This is a genomic window from Rhizobium sp. 16-488-2b (genome assembly GCF_017741815.1).
In the GTDB taxonomy this organism is placed as follows: domain Bacteria; phylum Pseudomonadota; class Alphaproteobacteria; order Rhizobiales; family Rhizobiaceae; genus Rhizobium.
In genome coordinates, this window is record NZ_JAGHMF010000039.1 from 38,567 (window position 1) to 64,869 (window position 26,303).

The window sequence follows — 26,303 nt, forward strand, 5'->3', positions numbered from 1 at the left end:
CAGGGCGGGTTCAAATCATGGAGGCAAAGATGGCCGTTAACGGCGAACTTTTGATTGGGAACGGAAGCTCGATAGGGAAAGGCGCCGCCTTTTTCGCAATCGAACAGACTTCAGGCAACAGGCTTGGAAAAGCCTTTCATGGCGCGACGACCGAAGATGTCGAAAAGGCGCTGGCTTTGTCCTGGGAAGCCTTTCGGACGTATCGCGAAACGCCCCTTCATGAGCGAGCGCTCTTCTTGGAGCGTATCGCTTCGAACATTCTGGCCCTCGGCAACGAGCTAGTGGACAGGGCAAGCGCGGAGACTGGACTTCCCAAGAGCCGGATCGAGGGTGAGCGAGCGCGAACCGTCGGTCAGTTGCGGCTTTTCGCCAACGAAGTTCGCGAAGGCCGCTTCCAGGAGCTCCGCTTCGATCCCGCTGACCCAACTAGAAAACCGCTTGCCAAGCCGGACCTGAAGCTTCGCAACATCGCTCTCGGACCAGTTGCGGTGTTCGGATCTTCGAACTTCCCCCTGGCGTTTTCGGTGGCAGGAGGAGACACCGCGTCTGCTCTTGCTGCAGGCTGTCCGGTCATCGTCAAAGCGCATTCAGCGCATCCGGGGACGTCGGAACTCGTTGGAAAGGCCGTTCAGCGAGCCGTCGCCGACTCCGGCTTCGCTCCAGGTGTCTTTAGTTTGCTGTTCGACGCCGGCTTCGAAGTGGGGCAAGCCCTTGTTGCCGACCACCGGGTTCGCGCTGTTGGTTTCACTGGCTCCCGGCGTGGAGGGCTGGCTCTGGCGGACATCGCCGCAAAGCGGAAGCAGCCGATCCCCGTCTACGCCGAAATGAGCAGCATCAACCCCGTGATTATTTTTCCGTCCGCTCTGAAAAATCGGGGGGACGAAATTGCGAAAAGCTTCATCGGGTCGCTGACACTCGGAGCCGGCCAATTCTGCACAAATCCTGGACTGATCCTCATTGTCGATGGGCCGGGCGCAGAAGAGTTCGTGTCCGCAGCCGCATCGTATATCGCCGAGGCCGCCGCGCAGACGATGTTGACAGCAGGTATCTGTGACGCCTTCAAAGGCCGGACTGCCAAGATGGAAGCCAAATCGACCGTTACTGTGGCTGGACGCGGAGCCGCAGGGACTTCGCTGGAGGGTCAGGCTGTCCTTTTCTCGACGACCGGATCTGCGGTGCTGAGCGACCCGGAGCTTCAGGAAGAGATTTTTGGGGCAGCGAGCCTGGTAGTCAGGTGCGCTCACCAAGAGGAATTCGAGCAAGTGCTCGCCTCACTCGAGGGGCAGCTTACCGTAGCGCTGCAAATGGACGAGGCTGACACTGAGTTGGCACAACGGCTCCTACCCTCGCTCGAACTGTTGGCAGGCCGAATTTTAGTGAACAACTTTGCGACGGGGGTCGAGGTCTCACCCGCGATGGTTCACGGCGGCCCATTCCCCGCGACCTCCGACGGCAGATCGACGTCGGTCGGCACTCTGGCAATCTACCGCTTTCTGCGGCCGGTTTGCTACCAAGACTTCCCGCCAGCCCTGACGCCGGCGGCCTTCCGCGATAAGTGAACCGCGGTTCAGTAGCCACACCTCCTTCGGGGGTGTGGCAACGGGACGGTCTTGTTCTAGGGTCTCGGAGTTACGATCCCTCCCGACCATTTTATCAACTCGGATGTCACCAACTCGCGCAGCTCATTACCCATGCAAATCGATCTTCGACGGTTGGTGACGATGCTTTTGCGGTGCGGGTTTCCCCAGTCATACCGAACCTGGAGTCCGTTCCCACCATGAACGTTTTCGATCTCTTCGACGAAAGCCAACGACCCAAAGCACCCCCGATCCGCGGAGCGACCGAGCAGCATCGATCGGTCGGGCGCAGGCTCGCCGCGATTCACGCGATGCACCTCTCGGCGCTCGATGAAACAAAGGAGATGATGGAACGCGTGCAACAGGGTGAAGCCGCTGCTACGGATCTAGCCGAGCAGGTCACTTCGCTAGAGTTGCTGGACAACTACCGCAGATTTGGAAATCTCTGCGGTCGCGAATGCCAATTCCTCGATTTCCATCATACATCCGAGGACAACGAGATCTTCCCCGCGATTGCACAGAATGGTGGCGAGGAGTTCAAAAGAGTCATTGCGCGCCTTACTGAAGAACACGCGGTCATCCACCGACTTCTGGAAACGCTGGCTATGAATGTCGTTGATCTTCAGACAGAGCCGTCCTCAGCAAATTTCGTGCGAACGCGTAGTACCTTCGAGGCGCTCTACAGGGCTGTCGGATCGCATTTCAACTATGAACAGACCGAGCTCGAAGAGGCCATAGGGTACTATGGCCTCTTATGAGGACGCGGTTAGTTGGCAGAAACGAAGAGCGACAGGGTGGCCGCGCTAGAAACTAGTCTTTTCCAGGGGCAGACGCCCACAGATGAACGCCGGCCGCATGGTACGTTCGGTCAGGCATCTAACGACACGCAGCTTTGGTTCTCTCGGCCGGCGTCACCTTCCGAGCAGACTTTAATGAGTGCACGCAAGCAGTGGGAATCGTGTGCGGCTCGAAAGCTTGATCACCACCAGAGGCTTCCAAAGGAAGCAAAAACGATCCGCTGTTGCTGTCGTCGCGGTAGCGATCGGTCCCCGGAGGCATGCCCTCGAACCGACCGGAGTTGTCTTGGTCGCCAAGCGATTGAGCCCCCGCAAGAGTGGGCAGTAACACGAAAAGTGCAGCAAGTGTCGATGAGCGCATCAAACGGTACCCTTGGATTGTTGAGGTCGCTTTGAGAAGTAGCCTCTGTCGGCGCCACGGGCTTGTATCATTCGGCTTGAACGTGACTTTGCTACGCAGGCGGAGCGAGGCAACCGTCATAGTCAAACATTGCCGAGTAGAGAGTGACTGCGAAGCCGGCGCTCTGCGTTCGCAGCGCGATGTCTCGTCATACCGCTTTGCGCGCGTATAACGGCCGGGGTGGAATCGGCCAAGTCAAACCACGCTTCAGCTTCTATTGTCGAAGACGCTGGCACCCGCGCCGTGTTCGAAATCCGTCACTGCGATTACATAGATAGGAAGGCGTATACTTATGAGAAAGAACGTGGAGCACCTCTCCATTCGCAGCAAGTTCGACCCTGCGGAGACGATGGACAGGCTCGAGCGAGCGGCTTTGGATCGAGGTATGACGATTTTCTGCCGTGTAAATTTTGCGGCCGACGCCGACAAAGTGGGCATGGATCTTGAGGCGACCGAACTGCTGATCTTCGGGAATCCTAAGGTCGGCACACTGCTACTGCAATCCGACCAACGCATCGGACTTGACCTACCATTGAAAGCGCTCGTGAGAGGTTCGGCCAAGGGCGAGACGGTGGTCGACGTGCAAGATCCGATCGACCTAGCGGCGCATTATCGCGTGACCGACCTGGAGGTCGTAGCGAAAATGCAGCAGGTGGTTTATCGAATAGCTCAGGAGGCTACTGGGGAGGCGCTGTAGCTGTCGTTCTCCGAAAGACCATCCACCCGCCCCTGCATCGAGGCACCCGGATCGGCGGCGAGGGACAGATCAGACATCGAAGAACGACCACGGAACGCACAAGGATTCCGTGGTCGCTCTTATTGAACCGCAGTTACTTTGCGACGAACTGAAGTTTGAGTTCTTCTGTGCCGACGGCAACATTGACGCCCTGCTCAGACTGAACGGACACCGGCTGCAGTGCGATGGACTTTCCTTGCCCGCCACCGAGCACGTTAGCGCCGAGACCGACACCGATTGTCGCGTCGGCATTGATACCTACATAGTCGCCGGCGAGCGCGCCCGCATCGAGGCTTGTCGCCCCGTAAACGAACCATACGAGGGATGCTTCGCGGATCTGACCAATTTCCAGGCCAAATTTTGCGATTGTTCCTCGATAGTGCTCCGGCGCCCCCGTGGTCGGCTTGAACGTGCAGTCGACGTCCTGCTGCGCGACCAGGATCTTGCCAATCCCTGCCGACACGTCGCAGGTCAGTGTGCCGGCCTGGATACGGGCTGCTGACGCCGGGTAGAAAGACGAGACTAGGGCGGCGGCTACGAGTGCGATTACTTTATTGCTCACTTGGATCTCCATTGTTCACGGCACAACAGTTGCGCAACTTCACCTGCGCAGATTGTACGAATTGGCCGTATCGTTTGATGCCTGCAGCATCCGTTTCGGCAGTGCTGCCCGCCGATCTAGCCGTTTGGCGAAATGGAGAATGCGCACCGAATGGTACAATATCAGTCCAATGGAGAGTTCTAAGGGTTCTCAGACATCGCCTTTACTTTCGATGTCTTTCACGACCGAACCATTTTTGGAGGAATTCCATGGCAAACTCAATCGCACCTAAAATATCCCGCCGCGGCTTCTGCCTTTGCTGCATCGGTGTCGCGTCCGTCGGCCTTGCAGGCGGTTGGCTCTCGCCCCGCGAAGCTTATGCCGAGGCGCATCAGCTCGTCGGAATGATCCGGGGTGCCGCTGCAAAGGCAGATATAGCGACACACAAACTTCGCGGCGGCGTCTACGTTTTGGAAGGCTCGGGCGGAAACATCGCCGTGTTTGTCGGGAAAGACGGCAAGGTCATGGTCGATGCGGGCATCACTGCAACTCGCCCGAAGATCGTGCAGGCGCTCAACGCCCTCGGCGCCCAGCCAGTCACCAACTTGATCAACACCCACTGGCATTTCGACCATGCAGACGGCAACGAATGGGTCCACGATCAGGGCGCCTCAATCATGGCGCATGAGAACACCAAGAAGCGGTTGATGGAGACCCAGCGAGTGGCAGACTGGGACTTCACGTTCCCCCCATCGCCGACGGGCGCGATCCCGACGGAAGTGTTCTCATCTGACCACGAGGTCACGCTCCAGGGATGCAAACTTCATCTGGTCTGCTACGAAGCAGCCCATACGGACAGCGACGTCGGCGTACATTTCGTTGATCAGAACATCCTCCACACAGGCGACACATACTGGAACGGCATCTATCCATTTATCGACTACTCGACCGGCGGCAGCATCGATGGCAAGATCGCGGCATGCGAGAAGAGCCTCCGAATGGCTGACGACAAGACCATTGTCGTCCCCGGACATGGAAACCCTGTGAGCAACAAGGCTGAGCTCAAGGCGTTTCACGACATGCTCGTCGCGGTTCGTGGCAACGTCGCGAAACTTAAGAAGCAAGGCATGTCTGTTGGAGAGGTGGTCGCGGCAAAGCCGACGTCGGCGTTCGACAAGAAGTGGGGTCAGTTCGTTATAACCCCCGGCCTGTTCACCGAGCTCGTGTACGAGGGTGTCTGAGCAGGCGTGCGTCCGTTAGAGCATCCGCTGCTGGCATGACGCCACAAATCAAGATTTAGGTTTCATTGTCATCGGCACGGAAGCGAAAGCGACCGTGCCGATGACTATTTGCCTCGCAGCAAGGAATGCCTGAATATCAACCGGTCACGCTAGAAAAAAGAGATGGCCGCGTTGCCGCGACCATCTCTAAGAAAAGGTGCCGAGCACATTCCGGCGCGCTCAAAGAATCCAACAAAATCTACCGCACATAGAACGTGATGCTACCGTCAGCGGCCTGATACGCATTGATCACGTCCCTTACCGCGACACCTTTTTGGGTGAGGTTGCCCAGCAGGTCTTTGTTGTCTCGAATAGCGGACCGCATCCGCTGAATTTCTTCCAACGGGCGGTCGGGAATGCCAAGCGGACCATCGGTTCTGTCATTCAACGTGAGGCGATTGTGGACGTACTCGACATCGAAGTGTCCGTTGAATGTGCGAAGGCTCTTCTCGAGGGCGGCCGGCGAATTTGCGCTTAGGCCGTCGGCGTGGACTACTGTGATGCCAAGGGTGGCGGCTACTGCGAAAGCAAGTAGCGATGGTTTTCTAAGATGCATGATGACCTCTCGAATTGTCGGACTATGGCCTGGTAGAAACATCCCGTCATGGGTTGAGGCCCGACAAATCTTTGTCATCGCGATGGTCCGTGGAATTGTAGGATACGGCGCCGGAGTTCGCCTTCGACTGATTTTGATTAACGAGGTGGCCTCTTCGCCGAAGCTCCTGTGTGACGCGCCGGTATCCGCAGCACGGCACCTCGTCCTGGATGTACTCTGCGACGAGCTCGCAATCGCCGACTTTCAAAGCTTTTGCCGTTGATCGGTAATAGTAGGTGCACCTTGGAGATCGATCATTTTGCACTCCCGCCTGACAGAACTAGCTGGGGGCGCTGATAATGGAGGAGCTCGCGCTGTCGGCGGCGATCGGTTGGCGCGGTTTTCCTTTCACCAGGTCCAACTCCATTGTGAGCTGCCGACAGACTGAACTAACTTGGTTATTGCCGTTTGGCGTTCCTGTGTTTCGCAAGAGATCTGAGGTACGCGAAAGCTTCCTTTCTCTCTATTGGATCGACAATGTGGACCGCGGCGCTCACTTTCTCCAGATCCTCGAGCGAAAGACGCTGAAGATTCGCCATGATCCTCTTTTGCAAAGCTTGGCGGTGATCATTCTCTGTCATCATATTGGTAATTCTCCCATTCACGTTCTAAAAAATGGAAACCTTGATCGAGCATGGCGTCAAGCATTCAATGAAGAACTGGATTCTCGTCACCGCTCTCGCAAGATGAACCTGTCAGGCAACTCGATTGCGAACGATTAGTTCTCTATTGCAGTGCTGAGAGCTTTCCACTGGCGTTCAGGACAGATTTGTTGTCTCGCATAAGGGGTGCCGGCCGTCAGCGAATACGTACCCCGTAAAGGGTTCTCACAAACCTGTGGATCGGCGCATTTTCGCCTGCGCTTTCCGTCCGACACTGGCAGTGTCTGATGAAAGCACTCAAAGAGGAACCGATGTCCATATTAGCGCCGCACGATCTCGACACAATGAATGAGGACGACGTCGCGGGCGAGATCGTTCGGCCTTTCTGTAGGGCTCTCGGCTATACGCAGGGCAACCCGGAGGCCAATTTGCGCAGCCAAGTTTCGATCCAATACGGCAGGGCATACCTAGGCCACAAGAACAAGGCGAAGGATCCTGTCCTGCGTGGTCGGCCAGACTTTGTTTGCGAAGTTGTCTCGTTTTCGCGCTGGGTAGTCGAGGCAAAAGCTCCTTCCGTCGTCCTCTCCCAGGAGGACAGCGATCAAGCTCATACCTACGCGACGCATCCTGAGATAGCGGCCGAGTTTTACGTTTTGACGAACGGACGGGAGTTTCGGCTTTACCGTGTCGCCAAGCCGGAAGAACCCATCTGGACCTGGAAAGTCGATGAAGTCGACACGTTGTTGCCGGCGTTGAAAGGAATGCTTGGCCCCGAAGCGATGAAGGCACGCGCTAATGTGATTGTCGACAAGGGAAAGCCAATTGCGCCTGGGCACAAATCATCCGTGAGCATAGTTGGTGGCCACGTCACCTACACGGAGAACCGCCTGAATGTCGGTCCACCCCTCAACATCGATGGTTTGGTGAACACGGTTTCCGATGGTCGCGTCTTTCGAAACGCTGAGGGCCTTATAGAAGCTGAGTTACGCATCAAATCTTCGTTTAGCGTGATGGATCCGATCTTCGACATACTCGGTCTCAATCCTCTTAAATTCCGTGCAGCCGAAGAATTTCTGTCCACTGATCCTGATCGTCCAACCTTGATGCAGAACCTCTTCACGGTTTCGCTTCCGCCCGGCACCGAGCTTCCTCATACTCCGCTGAGTCCAGGAGGCGCTCTGCCGGTTGGGATCGAGGCCGAATGCTACGTCGATGCGCTCATTTTTATCCAAGGCCGAAATGCACGCGGCTCGTTTTCCTTGAGATGTGAATACACCCTTTCACCAGCTATTCCTGGGTTACCTAGGCCAATTGTGCTCGAGACGATTGGAAGCTGCGAGATTGCACTCGGCTAAAGGACGATCTCGAAACCATACTCGATATACTTGAAGAACAGATCACTCTAACGACATCGAACGCCGATCTGGCTTTTGACGCGATCGCGAGTGCTTGTAAGCCGGCACCAGAATTCGCTTCCCATGTGCTCGTCACCTGCAACAGTCAGTTCCGTCCGCGCCTCCATGCCCGCACAAGCCTATAGTGGTACTCGATTGGTATGCGAAGTAGGCCGCCGCGGAAGGAGATCGCGGGAATGCCAGTCGATTTCATTCTTCTCGACACCAGCGTTTTGAGCGAAGCGCGCAAGACGGCTGAAGAGCTGAATGAGAGTATCGTCACTTTTCTTAGAAACATCCCGATCGGAGCGGTCGCGGTTCCATCTGCTGCGATCTTCGAGCTCAGGCGTGGCGCGCTCATCCTCTCAAAGACAGATCCAGTTCGTGGGAAGGCTCTCGGGCGCTGGCTCGATCAACTGCTTGAGACCGACATCTGGCTCCCTTCCGTGAACATCGAGGTGCGACAGCTTGTTGCGGTGATGTCGATCACTCCCGAGCTGGCCGGGTTCTGGATGACGAGCAGCTACCGAAGCAGGATGAAGTTCGGATGCGATCCCGAGATTGCTGCGACCTCGATAGTCCATGGCATCCCGATCGCCTCGACGGACGTCTCGGACTACATGCGGATAAACCGTTTTTTCCAAATTCCGGGACTTTACTGCCCGCTTCGAGGCAAGTGGTTTATAGACCCGCCGGAGGGATGGCGCCTGCGTGAGCACATTCAACCGGTACGCAGCGATTGGCGAAGGATGATCGGGCCGATAGATTGGCGATCCGGGGAAGACGACCTTGATGACGTGAACACACCAAAGATGTAGATGACTTCGGCGTGCCGCTATTCGGTGCTGTCGGTCTTGGTATTGGTCACCCGCAGGTCTTCAAACAACGAGGATCTCGCCATTATCACGGCGACCTCTCGCCGGGCTGAGGCATCCATGCGCTCAAAAGCAGTCCCGGCCGCGCGGTCATGAATCAGCCGCTCCAAACGCTTTAGAACCGCTCGCGAAATTGGCGCCGAGCTTGAATCAATCGATCGTACCGTAGGCTCTTCCATTTCTCACCTCGCGCAACTCAATAGAGAGCGTGTGGCAAGGCGGCGATCCGGTCAACGTCATCGCCACGTATCAAGAGATTATTGGCTGTCGTCCGCTGGCCTGCCCTTTGAAAGGAATTCCTTGGCGCTCCCTCGCGGGCCGCGAGGCGAAAATGAGACTGTGTAGATCCCGTCGTGATCGAAGACGACCTGTTCACCTGTGGACTTCGCGCTGGCGAAGATGCGCCGAAAGTCCTCGCTATCTTCGGGCAATTCCCATCGATCGTCAGGCGTCATCGCGAATCTCCGTGCGCTCGAATCTTTATACTACCGCCTGATCATTTTGCGAACGGAATAGCATCGAATCCATATTTCCTTTTCCCAAGCTGAAACGTAACGACGCCGGTGAATCCTTTCAGTCCTCCGCTTAAACCGGAGGAAAAGTCTCGCGGTACTTCGCAGGGCGGCACAAAATTTGTCGACGGTCGCAGCGCTCTGCTAATCCTCTCTCTGCGCATGTGGAACCTACTGGGACGGAGCGGGTTCTTACTCAGCCGAGCGGGTCTCCTATGCTTTCTCGGCGAGTGGAGAGCCTGAAGGTCCCTCAACGCTGGTTGGCTCTCCACATTTCCCCGCTCAGCGCATGACGTACCAAGCGGACAAAGTTCTCGACTAAAATCCCGCTGCGCCCGTCGTCATTTTGCTGGTCATGTTTAGGCATGGCGGGCCAGTCCCTGCACGTTTAGGCGAACGGTAGTTGCTCAAGGACTCATTAACCATATCCGCTCAAAGCTAGCCATTTTGGCGGATAGTGGCGATTAGGCGTCTTGCAATGGATCATGATCGGCGCCTAACTGCACGACCACAGGGTAACCTGATCGGAAACAATCCAACCAATGAAGTACTCGATGTCACAACCGCAACACCAACAAAGTTGCCGCACAGCGGCCTAGGCCGGTGATATCGATCGCCGCGGCCCAGGGCGCCCGGCAACTCCTTCGAAGTCTTTATCTTTGATTTGAGGAAGTACGAATGGCCCGCATCTATCTCAACATAATCCATCTCCAACGACTCTAAGCGGGGTCGAGGTCCGGCTCGGTTATTTTTGCGATTGTTCGCAAGGCTGCCGGCCCTCTCGTCTCTGTGGAAGTTTGCAACTGCGTAGATCGCGGTCGTGACGTCGTGCGCCGACGCCGCCGGATCATAAAGAAAGGCAAGTGCCATGAACAAACTTACTATCGATCTGAAGGCGTTCGCGACCAAGGCCGACCGGCCTGCCGCAATCAGCCGTGCATGGTCTGGAGAAGAGCTGAAACGCCTCGAAGCGGAGGTCGTCTTTGGGGTCGTATCTCGCTACGGCTCCCTGGAGCGGGCACGTATCAAAAGCCGCGGAGGCAAGAAGGATCGTCGCTCCGCCGCGGGCGGCGCCGGGAAGTAAGTCAGACTTTTAAGCCTTCGAAAGCTGCTTGGAAAAGGAAGGGAATACAATGACCAAGATTACAACGATCGCAATGACGATGGACCGCGGCGCCCGCTCGGAAGACCTTGTAGCGGTAGAGCGCGCTACGTGCTTCGAGTTTGTCGCGACGTATCGCAACGGTCAGCGTCGCGCATTCACGGTGAAGCCTTTTGGCTCCGCAAGCCTCGTTGATCTGCTCTATGCCAACTGGCTGAACCGCCGCTCGCGTTAGAGACAGCCCCGGAATATCCATCACCTGTTTTGCGTTAGGAGACAATTATGAGCAAGATCAAGCTCGCACTTCAGTACTACCGCTACGCCGAGAATGGCTACGATATCCTAGATATCGCGCATGGCTACGAGACGTCGTTCGCCAATGCTGACCGCCAGATTGGTAACCACACTCGCCGGAGCGCGCAAGGATAAAGACGCTGAACCGTGCATCGAAGAAAAGCTCGGCTTCAAGGTAGAACTCGACCCAGTTTCTCCTTACGACCGTGCAGTCTCGATGAAGTCGGGCAAGAACTGCCGCGTGTTCCTCAACAATCCGTTGGGAACCGGACCGCTTCGTTGCGAGAGCTGGTTCGAGGCGCAGTGCGCGATCTACCTAATGTCACGGCGTGACGTCGTCGATGTTTCTTGCCAGTACGAGGTCGAATACGCGCAGGGCAACTTCCACTACTTTGACTTCCGCGTGACCTACAAGAGCGGACTTATCCGTCTTCTTGCGGCACGTCCCGCCCGGCTCGATCGCTACGGGAAGCTGGCAGAAAAACTGGAACTCATTCGTAACTATAGTTTGCGTCAGCACGCCGACAAGTGCGGAATCATGACGGACGAGCTGGTCACGAAAGCAGTTTTTTTACGGTCAGCGGAGATCCTCCGGGCGCGCTCGCTCAAGAACCAGGAGAACTGCAATCGCATGCAGTCTCTTCTCTCCCGCATGAACGAAGTGATCAAGGTTAGCGATCTCCTGCAGGAGTTCGGGAACATTGGCGCTGCTCGCACGGCGATGTGGAACTTGATCGACGAAGGCGTCCTGGCACATGCATGCAGCCGTCCCGACCGCATGAAAATGACAGACGTATCGTTTTTGCGCCAGTGCGCGTGAGGAAGGGAAAGAGGCATGGGCGAACACATACCGGAGCACGTCTTCACTAATTTTGCAGTGGGGGAATGGGACCGTGTGCTGCGTGATGGACACTATTACCAGGTCACCCACATTCCCGGTGGCTACCGTCTTCTTGAAGAAGACGGACCGCGTAAGCACGAAGTCAACAAGAGTAAGATGTCGCAAGATATTGCGCTTGGTCTAGTTGAGGTCCAACCCGACTATTACACCTTGGCAAAAAAGAACGATCGCGAACTTATGTTCGCGCTCGACTCCGCCGATATGCCCTTGGATATCCGTGTTCGTATCCAGGCGTGTGCTGCGTTCCTGCAGGGCGTGAAGGAAAAGAAATGGGCCCGCTCGAAGCCCAAGGTAGAAGCCTTCCTAAAAGAGTTCGCTGCGGAACAAGCAGCAATCTTGCACAAACACGCCCCGAAACAGGCACGGGGCGGCACCATAGTAGAAGTTGTAAGCGACCGACACCCGGTACAGTGGCGCCAGTTCGTCCGTATCGTGAACCTCTATGAATCTCATGCAAACTCAGCCAACGCCCTGATGAAACGCTACAAGGGCTCGGCCCGCGGCACCAAGATGCCGAAGGAGACGCAGGCTTTCCTCAGAGGGGTTTTCCTGAGGCACGCCAAGCCATCACCAACGGCCGCTTTACAGTTGCTCGAGACAGAGAACTTTAAGCGCAAAGAGAAGGGCATCGACCAGATACCGGTCCCTGAAATCCGGACTACCCAGCGCTTCATGAAAGCGATTTCGGATATTGAGAAGCTTGGCGCCCGGATGGATGCAAAGAAGGCGCGTCTTGATTTGGCGCTCAGCTACGGCGGCCCAGGTGCAGAGGCGCCGCTCGAGCGGGTCGAGATGGACGAAAAGTTCCTCGACGTCTTCGTCTTCCTCACGGAGACAGGGCTCATAAACGAGATACATCCGGACATCATAGCGCGGCTCGAGCGAATGGCTTCAGAAGTCGACGATGATGAAGACGAAGAAGTTGAAGAGGGGAAGTCGGGCAAACGCAAGCGGAAGAAGAAAGCGAAGAAGTCCGAAGACAATCGGAAACGTCTCTGGTGGTCAGTTGCGATGGACGTAGCGTCGAGGTCCGTTTTGGGAATGAAGATCCTGCGGACTGTTCAGCCAACTCCCCGAGACGCCGTCGAGGTCCTCGAAATGGCCTGCACATCGAAGGCTCACATCGTGGAGGCGCTCCGAACCAAAAATCCTTGGCCCCAAGAGGGCAAGCCTTGGTTTGTCGTGGCCGACCACGGTGGTGCCTACGACAGTTTCGAGTTTCAGCATTGCGTTGTCGCGCTCACGGGAAACGTTCTGAGCCCACCGGCCGACCATCCGTACATGCGCGGCACGATCGAGCGCTTCTTCCGCACGATCGACGGCAAATACATGCACCTACTGCCGGGGCAGTCCTTTGGGAATATCATCGCGAAAGGTGCCGGCTACAATCCAAAGAAGGCCGCCCGTCTGACTGACATCGAACTGGCAGAGTGCCTCTCGCGCCTGATTATCGACAGCTACCACAACACGCCCCAAGATGAAGCGCTCGGCGGTCGGACCCCCTTGCAGATGTGGGGATTCCTTAACAAAACCCACGAGGTCCGGCAGGTCGACGAGGAGACGAGAAGGAAGGCCTTCGCAATTTCCGTGCCCAACAGGCACATAACCGACAGTGGGCTTGTCTTCCTCGGACTCCCTTACGGTGACGAGCGAGTCCAGGAAATTCGCAACCAGAGTACCAAAGGCACATTCACAATTAGAGTATCGCCCCGCGATCTCTCCAAGATCTGGGTAAAGACGCAGAACGGACGCGGCTACTACGAACTGCAGTGCAATCTCTCAGGTACCGAGCACCTTACACTGAACCAGTGGAAAGCCGCTTTGCATCATATGCGCAAGACCGTGAAGAAGTCCCAGGAGGGATCATGGGAGATTGCTCTGCGGGCGATTTACCAGGTCCAGAAACTTGTGAAGGCCGCAGAGGACCGCGCCGGCATCGCCATCGCGACGTGGACGGTCGAGGACCTGCAGAACCTCGAACGCGACGTCGTACAGGGCGTGATCTACAAGCGGCCCTACGAGATGGATTACGGTCAGCAAATCCACCAACAGCTCAACCCAGGCGACGGAAGCGCGAACGCACCTATCGAGGATCTTGCAGAGCCGCAAGCTGATCTCGACAGCGAGTTCGGTGACGTGGACGATGGCATCAAACGCGACCCGAACCGTTTTGCCACGCCTGAAGAGGGTGTGCGTCGAGAGGGTCGCCCGAAACCAGATCCATATAGAGACGAGCCTCCCCAAGCCGAACCCAATTCAAGCTCGTCCGGAAGACGATCGAAGAGCCGCATCGGCGGCCCAAAACCATGGCAAGGAATTAAAGGATAATCGCAATGGCAAGAGAAGATAACGCTGTCACCCGCACTATGACCGAACGCCTGTCTCCGGAGCAGCGTCGGATCCGCAATATCATGGAGAAAGTCGAGGCTTTCTACCTCACGACTCACAATGACGCGGAGGTGAAGCGCGAAATCGACGTCGTTGTCCGCGGAGCTTCTCGCGCAGCAAAGGACGGACACATCCTTTTGATCACTGCCGAGTCCCAGTCAGGGAAGTCCACGATGGTGAACCACTATCTTGACGAACATCCATCACTCGTTCCCTTCCCCATCGAGAACGACAACACGGCTTATCCATTATTCAAGGTCACAGCCCCGCCGGATTGCACAATGGCAGGTCTTGGTCGTGAGATGGCGATGCGTTTAGGCTATCAGTTGCATCATCGCAGGGGGAGCGAACCGAGCATATTCGAGAAAGTTCGTGCTCAATTACAAGTGCAAGGGACCAGGCTTGTCGTTGTCAACGAGATCCAGCACGTGTTGGATGCACCGAGCATAAAAGGTCTGCGCCACTTCTCCGACGCCTTCAAAAACCTTCTTCAGGAGGAAGATTGGCCGATCCATATTATCTTCATCGGCCTCCCCGAAGCCAAGGATATGATCAAGCGGGACAAGAAGGAGCAGTTGGAAGCGCGTGTGATCCACCTTGCTCTCGAACCTCTTTCCTTGATTGACCATGGCGAGGCGATAGCCGACATGATCGAAGAGGTTCTGGCGATCGCGGGGCTTGTATCCGCCACTCCCTTCACCAACGAGTTCTTAGCTCGCCTGTTCCACGGCGCGCGGGATCGTCTCGGTTTGATCTTCAAGATGCTCCACTTCGCAATCGAAGACGCGCTGGACAGCGGCGACACCGACGTTGTCATCGAACACTGGGAGGACGCCTACATGCGGCTGGCAAAGGGGGGCAGAAACGTCTTCGTTGAGCCGGAATGGCAGACCATCGTCCGTGGTGTCCGATCCGATGGATACCTCACAACGGAGGAAGAAGAAGCTGACCGTGTAGCCTCAAAAGGTGGCGCGGGCGCATCTCAGAAGTCGGGGCGGCGATGAGAGGCATATACAAAGTTCCTTTCCACGACGACGAGACCGCAACCAGTCTTGCAATTCGTCTAGCGGCTGCTAACCGCATTCCTGCAATTCCGTTTTTCGACGACCTCGGGTTTTCTCTCAAGAGCGTTATTGGTGGAGAGCACGACGCGTTAACGCGCTTAAGCGAAATTTCCCAAATTTCACCCGAACGCATTTTCCGAAATGCCTTCACCATCACGAAACCGGGCCACGGTATATTGAGAGACGAGAAGGTGCGAGCCCCATGGCTGGCCCGTTATCCGGCGCGCGCTTGTGCGACATGCCTTCATGAGGACCTTCGTCGCGAACACGGCCCAAACTCAGCACGGCGGTATTACCGTATTCATTGGCAATTGGCTTCGATCCGATCGTGTGAGATCCACGATGCTCCCCTGATCGAGCTGCCCTCCGGTAGTAACTACCGGAATTTTGACCTGGACTACAGAGCTACAAAGAACACAAGGGAACTTAACAACGCTCTTGCTTTAAAGGGGACCCGGCCGTTCACAGACTACGAAAGGTTCATAATCGATCGCCTTGAAGGGCGGAGGCGGGCAGGCGAATTGCTCGACAGCATGTCAATGCTCTCAGGCATGGACGTCACAGAGCTCATCGGGATGTACGCTACCTTCGGAAAGTACGCCAATCTCGATCATTATAATGATAGCGACTGGCATAATGGAGCGCAGGCTGGGTTCAGTCTAATGCGCCAGGGACGGTCAGGGATAAGGCAGTTTCTTCAGCAAATGACCGCTGATAGGAACAAGAAAAGATCAGCCCGCGGCGGAGCCGCGATCCTAGGCGGCATCAATCTTGGACTAAGTCCTAGGTATCACTTCCGGTCGGGTCCGGATTACGACCTGATTCGCGCTGAAATGATGGCTTACATTAATGAACACGTAGGACTCACCTACAAGCAAAAGGTCTTCGGCAAAGCGTCGTCAGGAACACATGTAGTGTTTACCGATGCAATAAAGACTATAGGAGGAGGAGACATGGCTCGTGGATTATTGTTGCATTTCTCTGGTGAGCGAGATGAAAAGACAACGGTGTTTCCCCTCTCAGCGTACGAGAAGGCTCAGGAGTATTTCGACGACCTCGTGTTCCCAATAGACGCGTATCCGCTGCTCGGGATAACCAGGCCCCATTTTGTTCAACTGGTTGATCGCGGCGTCATTGCCAAAGACGAACTCTACAAGAAGCTATTCCCATCTTGTATGGCCAAATATTCCAGGAGCAAACTTCATACACTGGTCGACGCAGCTCGCAGTTCCCCGCCAGTTGCTAAACACGATGGCCTGGTCTCGCTGTGGAATGTCATCGTGTTAGTCCGCGTGCCGTTCGCAGACATCATCAACCTTCTCATGGAAAGAAAGCTGTCCCAGGTACACTACAACCTGGAGCTGCCCGGACTAGCGTCGATCTTGGTCGACCCTGCAGAGGTGACAAGTCATTTTCCCTTAGACGAGCGCTGGATGATGGCAAGCGAGGTTGCGACGCTAATGGGAGCTTTAAAGCGAGAAATCTTCGACATGACACGGGGAGGCATCTTGCCTTTCCACAAATTCCGAGTCCCTGGACGTAGCCAATCGATTTTCTTCGATCGAAACGAGATCCAAGAATTTCATGCAAAGTATACCCACGCAAAAGCACTAGCGACAGAAACCGGACTGAAAAGCCACAAAGCAGCTCAGCTTCTAAGATTGGCTGATATCCCAAAACTGCGAGCGCGCCTCTCAGTGTATTACGAGAGAACTGCCGCCAGGGCGGCACTCGCTGAGGCTGGATACCCCTAAATCTCAGGTTTCTGACGAAGGTTTTAGCCCTCCGCTTCGCAAGAGGCGGAGGGCTTTTTTATGTCATTTTTTTAGTCAAATAATCCAATTAAATCAATGATTAACGTGACTTCTCCCTACGGCGCTCTAATATGTAAGTGTCAGTTTGGCGTGACGTTTGTGTCATGTGAGATGTCGCGGAGGCTGGCTAAGTATCTGTTTTTCTTGGACTGCCGGTGTCATTTCTAGTGACGCGTAATAACCACCTCGGAATGCCTTTTTACCTCCATCTCCGACGACACCAACCGCATGGCGCTCAATGTTTACGCCACAGAGATCATACTTGACTAATTTTATCCTGTTTTATAAGTGACCGGCAGAAAAGTTGGCCAACGGGTCCCGTTAGGTTTTGTCCCCATGAATACCCGAACTGATGGCACGAACATTCAACGCATGGCTCTATCAGCTTTATAAGCTCCATCATCGTGACGCCGTACGCTTTGCATCACGGCTTGTCGGCAATCGCGACAATGGTGAGGAAGTCGTTCAGGATGCCTATATGAAGCTCGCGGGGCGCCAATCGACGACACCCGTCGAGCATCCGAGGAGCTATCTTTTCACGGCCACACGTCATGCCGCGATCGACTTTACCGATCGGCAAAGGCGCGAATGGCTCCGACGGGTGGATTTCGAGAGCGTAGACGAGGCAAGCCTTGCCGACAATTCGGCCGAACGCATGGAGATGCAGCGCGATCTCGCCAAGCTCGCCGTCTATCTCAATGCACTCCCCGCCCCGTGTCGGCAGGCATTCGTCATGAATAAGCTGCAAGGCTACAGTCACCCGGAAATCGCGTCCAGTCTCGGCGTCTCAGTCAGCATGGTAGAGAAGCATATCGTACGCGCTCTGCTCCACTGCCGTGAATTCCTGCGCCGTGACGAGGAATTTTGAGATGGGACGGATTGTGGATATTCCCCGCTTTTCCGGTCTAACCAGATGAACGGAACTCCAAACCCGGATGCACCGATGACCGAGCCACAAAACGAGAATCCGGACCTTGCCGAACGGGCGCTACAATGGATCGTTCGCCTGAACTCCGGAACGACCAGCGATGGCGAAGTTGCAGCCTATGAGGCTTGGAAGCGAGAAAGCACCGCCCATGCTGATGCTGCCTTGGAGGCGGAACAACTCTGGGCAGTGATGGGCAAGCTTTTTGTTGATCGCAAGAGTGGGCGCGTACTGGCCGCAGCGCCTTCAAAGTCCGGGATGAGCCGTCGTGGTGCACTTTCTCTGTTGCTCTGTCTCGGTGCGGTCGGCACTTCGGGAGCGCTGTGGAGTTCTGGCCTGGTTCGGCGGATGGCAGCGGACTACACGACGGAAACGGCGAGTCCGGAGCTAATTACACTTCCGGACGGTTCCCGAGCCTATCTAAATGCTCGTTCCGCTCTCGATGTCGATTTCACCGAGCAAATGAGACGTGTGCGGTTGCTTGCCGGGCAAGCCTATTTTGAAGTGAATTCGGATGCGGCCCGTCCCTTCGAGGTCATGGTCGACGATACGTCCTTCCGTGCGCTAGGCACGGCCTTCGACGTTGCGAGAGATCTGCCCGGAGCAAGAGCCGAGCTTTCGGTCACACAACACAGTGTCAGGGTCGGCAGCGGCCTTGGCGAGACATTGGTCGTACAGGAGGGCGAGATCCTCCGTGTCGATCGGCAGGGCCATATCGGGCAGGCGATCAAGGCGGATGTCTCAACGTTTGCTTCGTGGCGTGATGGACAATACGTCGCCGAGGGACGCTCGCTGGAAGAAGTTGTTGCTGCCCTTGCGGCGTGGCACCGCGGATTTATCGTCATCACCGATGCAAAGCTTAAACAACTGAAGGTAAATGCGGTGCTCGATTTGCGAGACGCAAACGGCTCTCTTGATGCACTCCAAGGCGGCTTGCCCCTCACTGTGCGCCATATCTCGGATTATTTCGCGGTGATTTCAGCACCTTAACAAAATACAAAAAAAATTTCCGCCTAAACACTGAGGATTTTACTCAGCTTTCCAGTCTCAACACATGACGGGACGAACGGGGGTTTCGTCGTCGATCCGCATGAAGGGGTAATGTGTTGAGATTTTCGGGACCAAACAAACTGCTTGCAACGGCGCTCGTCGCTTCGGTGGCGGCGATTTCAGTCTTGTCGAGCCAGCCGGCTCTGGCACAACAATCCACTACCAACAGGTTTCAGTCGGGATCCTATAACATTCCCGCACAGCCTTTGAGCAGCGCCCTCGCCAGTTTCGCGCGCACCAGCGGATTGAAGATCGCATATCCAGCAGCCATCACCCAAGGTAAGACATCGAGTACCACGGTCGGGCCATACACGCCCACTGGTGCCTTGAAACAGATACTATCCGGCAGTGGACTCTCCTACAGATTTACCGGCGACAACGCGGTGACGGTCTTCGATCCGAGCCTGATGGACGCAGGCCGCAGCGATATTCAAGGCGCAACCGCTCTCGAACCGCTTGTCGTTACCGGCAATCGTGGAACGACCGAAGGAACCGGGTCCTACACGACAGGCGAAATGGCAACCGCAACCGGCTTACCGCTTTCCATCCGAGAAACACCGCAGTCCGTTTCTGTTATTAGCCATCAAAGGATTGAAGACCAGGACTTGCGCAGCGTCGAAGACGTGGTCGTGAACAGCCCTGGTGTCATCTTCAAAAAGAAGGGCATTGCCGACGACAATGACAAGGGCCTGTTTGCCCGAGGCCTGGAAATCGAGAACTTTCAGGTCGATGGCGTCAATGTCAACAAGAACCTCAACTCGTTAAGTCTCGACACGGAGATCTATGACCACATCGAGATCGTCCGCGGCGCCACCGGCTTGCTCAGCGGTGCCGGCAGCCCGTCGGCAACCGTCAATCTGGTAAGAAAGCGCCCAACATCCGAATTCCAGGCGTCCGTCGAAGGCACCATTGGCTCGTGGAACACACACCGTGGAACCTTCGACGTCGGCGGCCCGATCTCGGACGATGGCGGCCTCAGGGGCCGCGCCGTTGGCGCTTTCCAGGAGGGCGATAGCTACATCGACCGGCTGACGCAGAAATCACAGGCGCTCTACGGCGTTCTCGAAGCCGATGTTGGCGACAACTCGATGCTGACGTTTGGCGGTGAATACCAGAACAAGGAATGCAGGGCCTGCGGCTACTTCGGTGCACCAGCCTATTTTTCTGACGGCACGCCCGCCGTATTCGACCGCTCGTTCAACTCGGCCGCCAACTGGAGCCGCCAGGACCGTACCCGCTACAGCGGCTTCATCGAGTTCGAACACGAGTTCGACAACGATTGGAAGCTGACCGCAACCGGCACCTACATCTACGAAAACAACGACCGCACTTATGGGTGGTTCAGCCGCAATGGCTATGCGGACAAGGATACCGGTGCAGGATCGAGCCTCTGGGTGGCCAAGTGGCCAATCCCGACGAAACAGGCGAGTTTCGACGCCAGGGTCGAAGGTCCCATGGAGATGTTTGGTCGCGAACACGACCTCGTCTTCGGCGTAAATGCATCCCGCACCCGCGCCGATTATGACATGTATCCACTCTGGACCGTACCCGGCTTCAACGCCTCGATCCCGAACATCTTCGACTGGAATGGTGACTTCGCTGAGCCGGAATGGCCCACAACCGGCAAACGCTACTATACCCTGACACAATACTCTGCCTATGGCGCCACCCGTCTCAAGCCGACAGACGAGCTCTCCGTTATCCTTGGTTCCCGCATCAATTGGTACGATCAGGACTCGACCTACGACTATATCGCGTGGGGTCCGTATCCGGATGCCATCAAAGAGAACGGCGTCTGGGTTCCCTATGCCGGCGTTGTCTACGATATCACCGACAGCCTCTCGGCCTATGCCAGCTACACCAGCATCTTCCAACCGCAATCCGTTATGGACGTAAGCGGGCAAACGCTGCAGCCGGTCACCGGCGACACCTATGAAATCGGTATGAAGGCCGCACTGTTCGACGAACGATTGAACGCCAGCGTCGCGCTCTTTCGCACCAAGCAGGACAACTACGCTGTCGCCGACGGCAATCTCACCCCCACCGGTGATGATGCCTATGTTGCAGCGAACGGCGCTGTCATTCGTGGCATCGAGTTCGAACTCTCCGGCGAGATCCTGCCTGATTGGCAGATGCAGGCGAGCTTCACCCATGCCAGCACCGAGTTGCCTGATGGCTTCAGCATGAGCGTTGGCATTCCCCAGAACTCAATGAAGCTCTTCACCTCCTATCGCCTGCCAGGCGAATGGGAAAAGCTGACGATCGGCGGGGGTGTCCGTTGGGAAAGCTCGAGCAGTTTCACCCAGAAGAACAGCACGTTCCCGCGTGGCGTCACGACGAAGCAAGATGCCTTTTTCGTCGTTGATCTGATGGCCAAGTACGACTTTAACGAGAAGGTGACCGCAAAACTCAACATCCACAACTTGTTCGACAAGAAGTACTACGCCAGCACCAACATCTACAGCAACGTCTATGGCGATCCGTTCAATGCGACGCTGTCGCTGAACTACAAATTCTGAGGAGATGCCGGCTATCGCGCGAATGCGGTGGCCGGCCTTTTGGTGCCATGACCTTAAGACAAGACCCTAGCAGACGCCAATTCATCACCACTCTGATGGGTCTTTCGGGATTGCTTTCGACAGGAACCCTCTCGGTGGCTTTTGCATCGGGAGAAAAGTCGTTTCCGATCGATATCCCTCACGCCCTCGGAACGACCCGAATTGAAGCGGAGCCAAAGCGCATAGTTACCCTCGGCTGGAATGGCGAGGATGCCGTGCTGGCACTTGGCCGCATACCTGTCGGCATGCACCGATACGGCCTGTTCGAGCGAGGCGTCCTTCCCTGGAATGAAGCCTATCTCAAGGGCCAGACGCCCGAACTTCTGCAATCGGGTGTACTCGACTACGAAGCCATCGCTGCGCTCGAGCCGGATGTGATCTTGGCTATCAAGACCGGTATCAACGAAATCGAGTGGCAGCGTCTGTCGAGTATCGCGCCGACCATCGTCTACACATCGGCACCATGGCGAGCAGACTGGCGCGAACAGATGGTTCTCACGGGTCTGGCGCTGGGCGAACCGCAGAAAGCCCACCGCCTCGTTGAAGCTGCGGAGAAGCAACTTCATGACCTGACCGCAGCCCACCCTGAACTTTCAGGCAAGACCTTCATCTTCGGCAGTTATTTCCCGGGTGAAGGCACGCTTGGTGTCTATTTTGCCCGCGACCCGCGCGTGCGGGAGCTTGCCGCCATGGGACTTCGATTGGCGCCGGCCGTGGAGGCATTGATGGCGAATGAGCCCAATGCCAACGGAACCGGCGTCAGCCTCGAAGAACTCGATCACTTCGACGCCGATGTGTTGATCGTCTGGTATGGTCCCGGTGCCCGCGCTGACGCTGAAGGCCAGCCGCTGTTCAAGAGTTTCGGGCCGGTACGGCGAGGCGCTTATGTCGCGCTCGACGACCCGGTCTCTGTTTGGGCGACCTCGGCAGTAAGCGTCCTGTCAATTCCTTACGCCTTCCCGGATTTTGTCGAGCGCATAGCGGTCGCGGCCGCGAAAGGACGATGACATGGTCGAAGAATCGGATTTTCACGCCGCCACAGTTCTCTCCAGAAAGCAAATCAGTCCGTCCATGATCCGTGTGGTCCTCGGTGGAGGGGAGCTACGCGGCTTTGCAAGTTGCCGCGGGCTGGATGAATTCGCATGGTTCAGCTTTCCAGCAGGAGACGCGTCTCTCGCCGCGGCACCCGGCCGTTATTATACCATTCGCCATTGGGACGAGGCTGAAGGGAGGATGACCGTCGACTTTGTATCCCACCAAGGCGGTATCGGCTCCACGTGGGCGCGCCTTGCGGAACCAGGAGATCGGCTGGGTGTTCTCAAGTCGCGCTTCCGTTATGTCTCTCCCGCCGATGCCTGTTGGATTGTTCTACTGGCAGACGCAACAGGCTTGCCGGCCGTTGGGCGGATCATCGAGGAGCGGCCGTCCACGATTCCGGTTGTCGCCCATGTCGAAATCAGCACTATCGAAGACCGCCAGGATTTTTCCGCCCATGGATATCAAGCCTATTGGCATGAAAGCTTCAACCATTTCGGGCGACCCAGCAGGCTATCCGAGATCGCTGCGGAACTGAAACTTCCACAAGGCCCCGGCTACGTTTGGATCGCGGGAGAGGCGAGCGAAGTCGCCGCGTGCCGACGGTATTTTCGTGACACGCTGGGGCTACCACGAGAGCGTTTAACGTCAATCGGTTACTGGATCCACGGACAGGCTCGGTCATGATCATGAGCGCATCGTCTAGCCGGTTCGCCAATCGCCCTGCACGGACCCTGTTTCCAGCCGTGGCCGTTTTTACAATACTGCTGGTCGCACTATCGATCGTAAGCCTGATGGTGGGCGCGCGACCTATCTCCCTTCCCGTGCTCAAGGCCGCCCTCCTGCACTACGATGCCAATGTGACCGAGCACATCATCGTACGCGATTATCGTTTGCCGCGACTGGTTCTTTGTACCCTGTGTGGCGCGGCCTTCGGGACCGCCGGCGCCCTGATCCAGGCGGCAACCCGTAACCCGCTAGCGGACCCCGGAATTCTCGGCGTTAATGCCGGAGCAGCTTTCGCTGTCATCCTGGCCGTTGGCGTGTTTTCGTTCGCCTCCATCGTGGCCTATGTTTGGTTCGCGCTCGCCGGAGCCGCAATCGCCGGATTACTCGTCTATGTCGTCGGTACGTCTGCCGGCGGCGCGCCCCCCGTTCGGCTGCTACTAACAGGCGTCGCATTATCGGCTGTGCTGGGTGGCATCGGCTCCTCGATAACCCTGCTCGATCCGCAAGCCTTCGACAGTATGCGTCATTGGCAGGTTGGAACCGTCGGCGGACGCAACATGAATGTTGCCGTCACCGTCGCACCGTTCATCGCACTCGGCCTTTGCCTTGCGCTCGCCATCACACCCGCGTTGAACGCCGCCATCCTCGGCGACGATGCTGCCCGCGCTCTGGGGCTGAATCTGATCCGATTGCGTGTTGCCATCGTGATCGCCGTTACCTTGCTTGCAGGTGCTGCGACTGCGGCCGTGGGCCCGATCACGTTTATCGGGCTCATGGTTCCCCATGCGGTGCGCTGGCTGGTGGGGCCAGACCAGAAGCGGATCGTGCCCCTCACGATGCTGGGTTCGGCTATACTCCTGATCGCCTCCGACATTGCCGGCAGACTCGTCATTTTTCCCGACGAGCTTGAAGCCGGGATCGTCGTTGCGTTTGTTGGCGCGCCCGTTCTCATTATTCTTGCCCGCAGCGCGAGGACGGCCCCGCTTTGAAAACGCTGACCTATCGTCTGCCAGCAACAGGTCCCGGCGCCGGCTCCCGGCTCTCCTACCGCGCGGCAGCGCGAACGCTTTGGGTTTGTCTCTGCCTTCTTTTCGTGCTCATCGCCATTGGTCTTTTCACGCTCGCCGCAGGTCGGTTCAATGTCGGCATGATGGATGTTGTAGAAACCCTATCCGGGCGAGGCGTGGGGAAAACCAGGATGATTATTCTGGAGTGGCGCTTGCCCCGCCTCTTGCTCGCTGCCCTGCTCGGCGCGGCTCTCGGATCGAGCGGTGCGATCTTTCAATCATTGACCCGCAATCCACTTGGCTCGCCAGATATCATGGGTTTTGCAGCCGGCGCCCACACAGGTGCGCTGTTAGCAATTCTCCTGTTTACGGGCGGCTACTACATAACTGCGGCCGGGGCCATTGCCGGCGGCCTCGTCACTGCCATGCTTGTCTATGCCTTTACTGGAAATGGCGGAAATCAGGGGTTCCGCCTGATCGTGATCGGGATCGGCACGTCCGCCATGCTTTCCGCGCTGAATGCATGGATGATCCGCAGAGCCGATCTCGATGTTGCAATGGGAGCCGCGCTGTGGTCCGCAGGGTCCCTGAACGGTCTCGGCTTCCCGCAGCTTTTGCCGGCCGCCATTCTACTGGGTTTACTGACAGTGCCGATCATCGCATTAGCCCGGCCGATGCGGCAAATGGAACTGGGTGAGGATGTGGCGCTTGCCAGTGGCATCGCGACCGCAAAGAGCCGGCTTGGGCTTGCTTTGTGCGGTATTGCGCTCACTGCCGTCGTAACAGCGGTCGCAGGCCCAATCTCGTTTGTTGCGTTGGTTGCTCCGCAGATCGCCCACCGCCTTGCGCGGTGTTCCGGCACACCTTTGCTGGTTTCAGGGTTGATGGGCGCCATACTTCTCGTCACCGCGGATGCGGCGGCACAACACGCCTTTACGCTACAGCTCCCCGTCGGGGTCACGACCGTGAGTGTCGGCGGCCTCTATTTCCTGTGGCTTCTCATCCGCGAGGGACACCGATGACGACAGAACAGGCGCCGCATCTCGCCGCGCAATCCATAACACTCGGTTACAAGGAACGAACGATCTGTCGCGATCTGTCTCTTGCGGTGCCGCCGGGTTCGTTCACGGTCATCATCGGCCCGAACGCCTGTGGAAAGTCTACCTTGCTGCGCGCGCTTGCACGTCTGCTTGCGCCCGTAGAGGGCACCGTCCTGATCGATGGTCACGACATTGCTCGCCTGCCGACGAAAGACGTTGCCCGTCGCCTTGGGTTGCTGCCGCAGTCCTCTTCTGCCCCGAACGGCATCACCGTATCCGAACTCGTGAGCCGCGGACGCTATCCACATCAATCCTTTCTCCGACAATGGTCAGCTGCGGACGAAGTGGCCGTGCAGTCTGCCATGGCGGATACGGATATCGCAGGCCTTGCCGAGCAACAGATCGATACCCTTTCGGGCGGCCAGCGCCAACGAGCCTGGGTGGCAATGGCACTCGCACAGCAAACATCGCTCCTGCTTCTCGACGAACCCACGACGTTCCTGGACATCGCCCATCAGATCGAGCTTCTTGATCTCTTCGAGACGCTGAACCGGAAAGGGCGGACGATCGTCGCCGTGCTCCACGATCTCAACCAGGCCTCCCGCTATGCCTCGCATCTCGTCGCGATGCGGAACGGGACGATTGTCGCGCAGGGCGCTCCCGAACAAATCGTGATACCAGAGATGATCAAATCCGTCTTTGACCTGGATAGCGTTGTCATCCCGGATCCGATCACCGGATCGCCTCTTGTTGTGCCACACCGCCGACTTAGCAGTGACAGGACAGTTTGACTGGTCTCTGTGCCCCGAAACGCGTCGACAAACCGATTGGTCGCATCTGGAACGCAATGGGACATGAGCGTTCTGATGTAGCCGCGGAAGTCACTTGATTATCTGCTGATCGGCCAATGTGAAGCCGGCTATGCAGCTCTTGAATGAATATGAGCCCGACCCATGAAACTCATGGGCGGGGGGGTAAGCACATCGCTTTAGAAGGTCGCCGCACCGCTGCCCCATGGGCCGTGGTGGAAGTCCTTGCCGTCGAGACGATCGAAGCCGTGGGCGCCGAAGAAGTCGCGCTGTGCCTG

At 56.8% G+C, this 26,303-nt stretch carries 25 protein-coding genes and 1 pseudogene; 23 read left to right on the forward strand and 3 right to left on the reverse strand.

What is annotated here, in order from left to right:
• The first annotated feature begins 29 nt into the window (after positions 1 to 29).
• The 3 genes from J5286_RS29545 (at position 30) to J5286_RS29555 (ending at position 3,471) form a co-directional block, all read left to right on the forward strand.
• Entirely contained in the window at positions 30 to 1,559 is a 1,530-nt protein-coding gene (locus tag J5286_RS29545; protein WP_209193546.1) for an aldehyde dehydrogenase (NADP(+)), read from the forward strand.
• Between the two features lie 218 nt (positions 1,560 to 1,777).
• Positions 1,778 to 2,335: a hemerythrin domain-containing protein gene (locus tag J5286_RS29550; RefSeq protein WP_209193547.1), complete on the forward strand. Its 558-nt coding sequence runs from the start codon at positions 1,778 to 1,780 to the stop codon at positions 2,333 to 2,335.
• Positions 2,336 to 3,066: 731 nt separating this feature from the next.
• Positions 3,067 to 3,471, forward strand: coding sequence for a DUF302 domain-containing protein (locus J5286_RS29555; RefSeq protein ID WP_209193548.1), 405 nt, complete (start codon positions 3,067 to 3,069; stop codon positions 3,469 to 3,471).
• 133 nt (positions 3,472 to 3,604) lie between these two features.
• Here the strand turns inward: J5286_RS29555 and J5286_RS29560 are convergent, their stop codons facing one another.
• A complete protein-coding gene (locus J5286_RS29560; protein ID WP_348529305.1) occupies positions 3,605 to 4,072 on the reverse strand; it encodes a DUF992 domain-containing protein in 468 nt (155 codons plus the stop codon).
• 248 nt (positions 4,073 to 4,320) lie between these two features.
• Here J5286_RS29560 and J5286_RS29565 point away from each other — a divergent pair, with 248 nt between their 5' ends.
• Entirely contained in the window at positions 4,321 to 5,292 is a 972-nt protein-coding gene (locus J5286_RS29565) for an MBL fold metallo-hydrolase (protein ID WP_209193549.1), read from the forward strand.
• A 238-nt stretch (positions 5,293 to 5,530) separates the two neighbouring features.
• Here J5286_RS29565 and J5286_RS29570 read toward each other — a convergent pair whose 3' ends face one another.
• Entirely contained in the window at positions 5,531 to 5,887 is a 357-nt protein-coding gene (locus J5286_RS29570) for a hypothetical protein (RefSeq protein WP_209193550.1), read from the reverse strand.
• Between the two features lie 338 nt (positions 5,888 to 6,225).
• Here J5286_RS29570 and J5286_RS29575 point away from each other — a divergent pair, with 338 nt between their 5' ends.
• The 3 genes from J5286_RS29575 to J5286_RS29585 all read left to right on the forward strand — a co-directional run bounded on the left by J5286_RS29575 (position 6,226) and on the right by J5286_RS29585 (position 8,740).
• Positions 6,226 to 6,648: a hypothetical protein gene (locus J5286_RS29575; protein WP_209193551.1), complete on the forward strand. Its 423-nt coding sequence runs from the start codon at positions 6,226 to 6,228 to the stop codon at positions 6,646 to 6,648.
• A 167-nt stretch (positions 6,649 to 6,815) separates the two neighbouring features.
• A complete protein-coding gene (locus J5286_RS29580; protein ID WP_209193552.1) occupies positions 6,816 to 7,883 on the forward strand; it encodes a type I restriction enzyme HsdR N-terminal domain-containing protein in 1,068 nt (355 codons plus the stop codon).
• A gap of 236 nt (positions 7,884 to 8,119) precedes the next feature.
• Entirely contained in the window at positions 8,120 to 8,740 is a 621-nt protein-coding gene (locus J5286_RS29585) for a PIN domain-containing protein (RefSeq protein ID WP_209193553.1), read from the forward strand.
• Positions 8,741 to 9,054: 314 nt separating this feature from the next.
• On the opposite strand, the gene J5286_RS29590 is transcribed toward J5286_RS29585, so the two are convergent.
• A complete protein-coding gene (locus tag J5286_RS29590) occupies positions 9,055 to 9,252 on the reverse strand; it encodes a hypothetical protein (protein WP_209193554.1) in 198 nt (65 codons plus the stop codon).
• 925 nt (positions 9,253 to 10,177) lie between these two features.
• Here J5286_RS29590 and J5286_RS29595 point away from each other — a divergent pair.
• The 16 genes and pseudogenes from J5286_RS29595 to J5286_RS29665 all read left to right on the forward strand — a co-directional run bounded on the left by J5286_RS29595 (position 10,178) and on the right by J5286_RS29665 (position 26,007).
• Positions 10,178 to 10,393, forward strand: a complete 216-nt coding sequence (locus J5286_RS29595) for a hypothetical protein (protein ID WP_209193555.1) — start codon at positions 10,178 to 10,180, stop codon at positions 10,391 to 10,393.
• Between the two features lie 49 nt (positions 10,394 to 10,442).
• Positions 10,443 to 10,646, forward strand: coding sequence for a hypothetical protein (locus tag J5286_RS29600; RefSeq protein ID WP_209193556.1), 204 nt, complete (start codon positions 10,443 to 10,445; stop codon positions 10,644 to 10,646).
• Between the two features lie 47 nt (positions 10,647 to 10,693).
• Positions 10,694 to 10,840 (forward strand): hypothetical protein, encoded by a 147-nt coding sequence (locus J5286_RS29605; protein WP_209193557.1) that lies wholly within the window; start codon positions 10,694 to 10,696, stop codon positions 10,838 to 10,840.
• The gene (locus tag J5286_RS29610; RefSeq protein WP_209193558.1) at positions 10,791 to 11,525 is read left to right on the forward strand and encodes a hypothetical protein; all 735 of its coding nucleotides are present in this window, start codon (positions 10,791 to 10,793) and stop codon (positions 11,523 to 11,525) included. The genes J5286_RS29605 and J5286_RS29610 overlap by 50 nt, the downstream gene beginning before the upstream one ends.
• A gap of 15 nt (positions 11,526 to 11,540) precedes the next feature.
• Positions 11,541 to 13,934 carry a TnsB C-terminal domain-containing protein gene (locus J5286_RS29615; RefSeq protein ID WP_209193559.1) on the forward strand — a complete coding sequence of 798 codons (2,394 nt, stop codon included), beginning with the start codon at positions 11,541 to 11,543 and terminating at the stop codon, positions 13,932 to 13,934.
• Positions 13,935 to 13,939: 5 nt separating this feature from the next.
• The gene (locus J5286_RS29620; RefSeq protein WP_209193560.1) at positions 13,940 to 14,998 is read left to right on the forward strand and encodes an ATP-binding protein; all 1,059 of its coding nucleotides are present in this window, start codon (positions 13,940 to 13,942) and stop codon (positions 14,996 to 14,998) included.
• A complete protein-coding gene (locus J5286_RS29625) occupies positions 14,995 to 16,812 on the forward strand; it encodes a TniQ family protein (protein WP_209215402.1) in 1,818 nt (605 codons plus the stop codon). Before J5286_RS29620 ends, J5286_RS29625 begins: the two co-directional genes overlap by 4 nt.
• A 412-nt stretch (positions 16,813 to 17,224) precedes the next feature.
• Positions 17,225 to 17,740, forward strand: coding sequence for a sigma-70 family RNA polymerase sigma factor (locus J5286_RS29630; protein ID WP_209193562.1), 516 nt, complete (start codon positions 17,225 to 17,227; stop codon positions 17,738 to 17,740).
• 75 nt (positions 17,741 to 17,815) lie between these two features.
• Positions 17,816 to 18,787, forward strand: coding sequence for a FecR family protein (locus tag J5286_RS29635; RefSeq protein ID WP_209215403.1), 972 nt, complete (start codon positions 17,816 to 17,818; stop codon positions 18,785 to 18,787).
• Between the two features lie 167 nt (positions 18,788 to 18,954).
• Positions 18,955 to 19,230: pseudogene (locus J5286_RS31805) on the forward strand (STN domain-containing protein); the annotation flags it as partial.
• Complete coding sequence (locus J5286_RS29640) at positions 19,231 to 21,366, forward strand: TonB-dependent siderophore receptor (RefSeq protein WP_209215404.1); 2,136 nt, start codon at positions 19,231 to 19,233, stop codon at positions 21,364 to 21,366.
• Between the two features lie 134 nt (positions 21,367 to 21,500).
• Positions 21,501 to 22,412 (forward strand): ABC transporter substrate-binding protein, encoded by a 912-nt coding sequence (locus tag J5286_RS29645; RefSeq protein WP_348529306.1) that lies wholly within the window; start codon positions 21,501 to 21,503, stop codon positions 22,410 to 22,412.
• Between the two features lies 1 nt (position 22,413).
• Complete coding sequence (locus J5286_RS29650) at positions 22,414 to 23,127, forward strand: siderophore-interacting protein (RefSeq protein WP_209193565.1); 714 nt, start codon at positions 22,414 to 22,416, stop codon at positions 23,125 to 23,127.
• Positions 23,124 to 24,158 carry a FecCD family ABC transporter permease gene (locus J5286_RS29655; RefSeq protein ID WP_209193566.1) on the forward strand — a complete coding sequence of 345 codons (1,035 nt, stop codon included), beginning with the start codon at positions 23,124 to 23,126 and terminating at the stop codon, positions 24,156 to 24,158. Before J5286_RS29650 ends, J5286_RS29655 begins: the two co-directional genes overlap by 4 nt.
• A complete protein-coding gene (locus tag J5286_RS29660) occupies positions 24,155 to 25,198 on the forward strand; it encodes a FecCD family ABC transporter permease (protein WP_245206663.1) in 1,044 nt (347 codons plus the stop codon). Before J5286_RS29655 ends, J5286_RS29660 begins: the two co-directional genes overlap by 4 nt.
• Positions 25,195 to 26,007: an ABC transporter ATP-binding protein gene (locus J5286_RS29665; protein ID WP_209193567.1), complete on the forward strand. Its 813-nt coding sequence runs from the start codon at positions 25,195 to 25,197 to the stop codon at positions 26,005 to 26,007. Before J5286_RS29660 ends, J5286_RS29665 begins: the two co-directional genes overlap by 4 nt.
• The last annotated feature ends 296 nt before the right edge of the window (positions 26,008 to 26,303 follow it).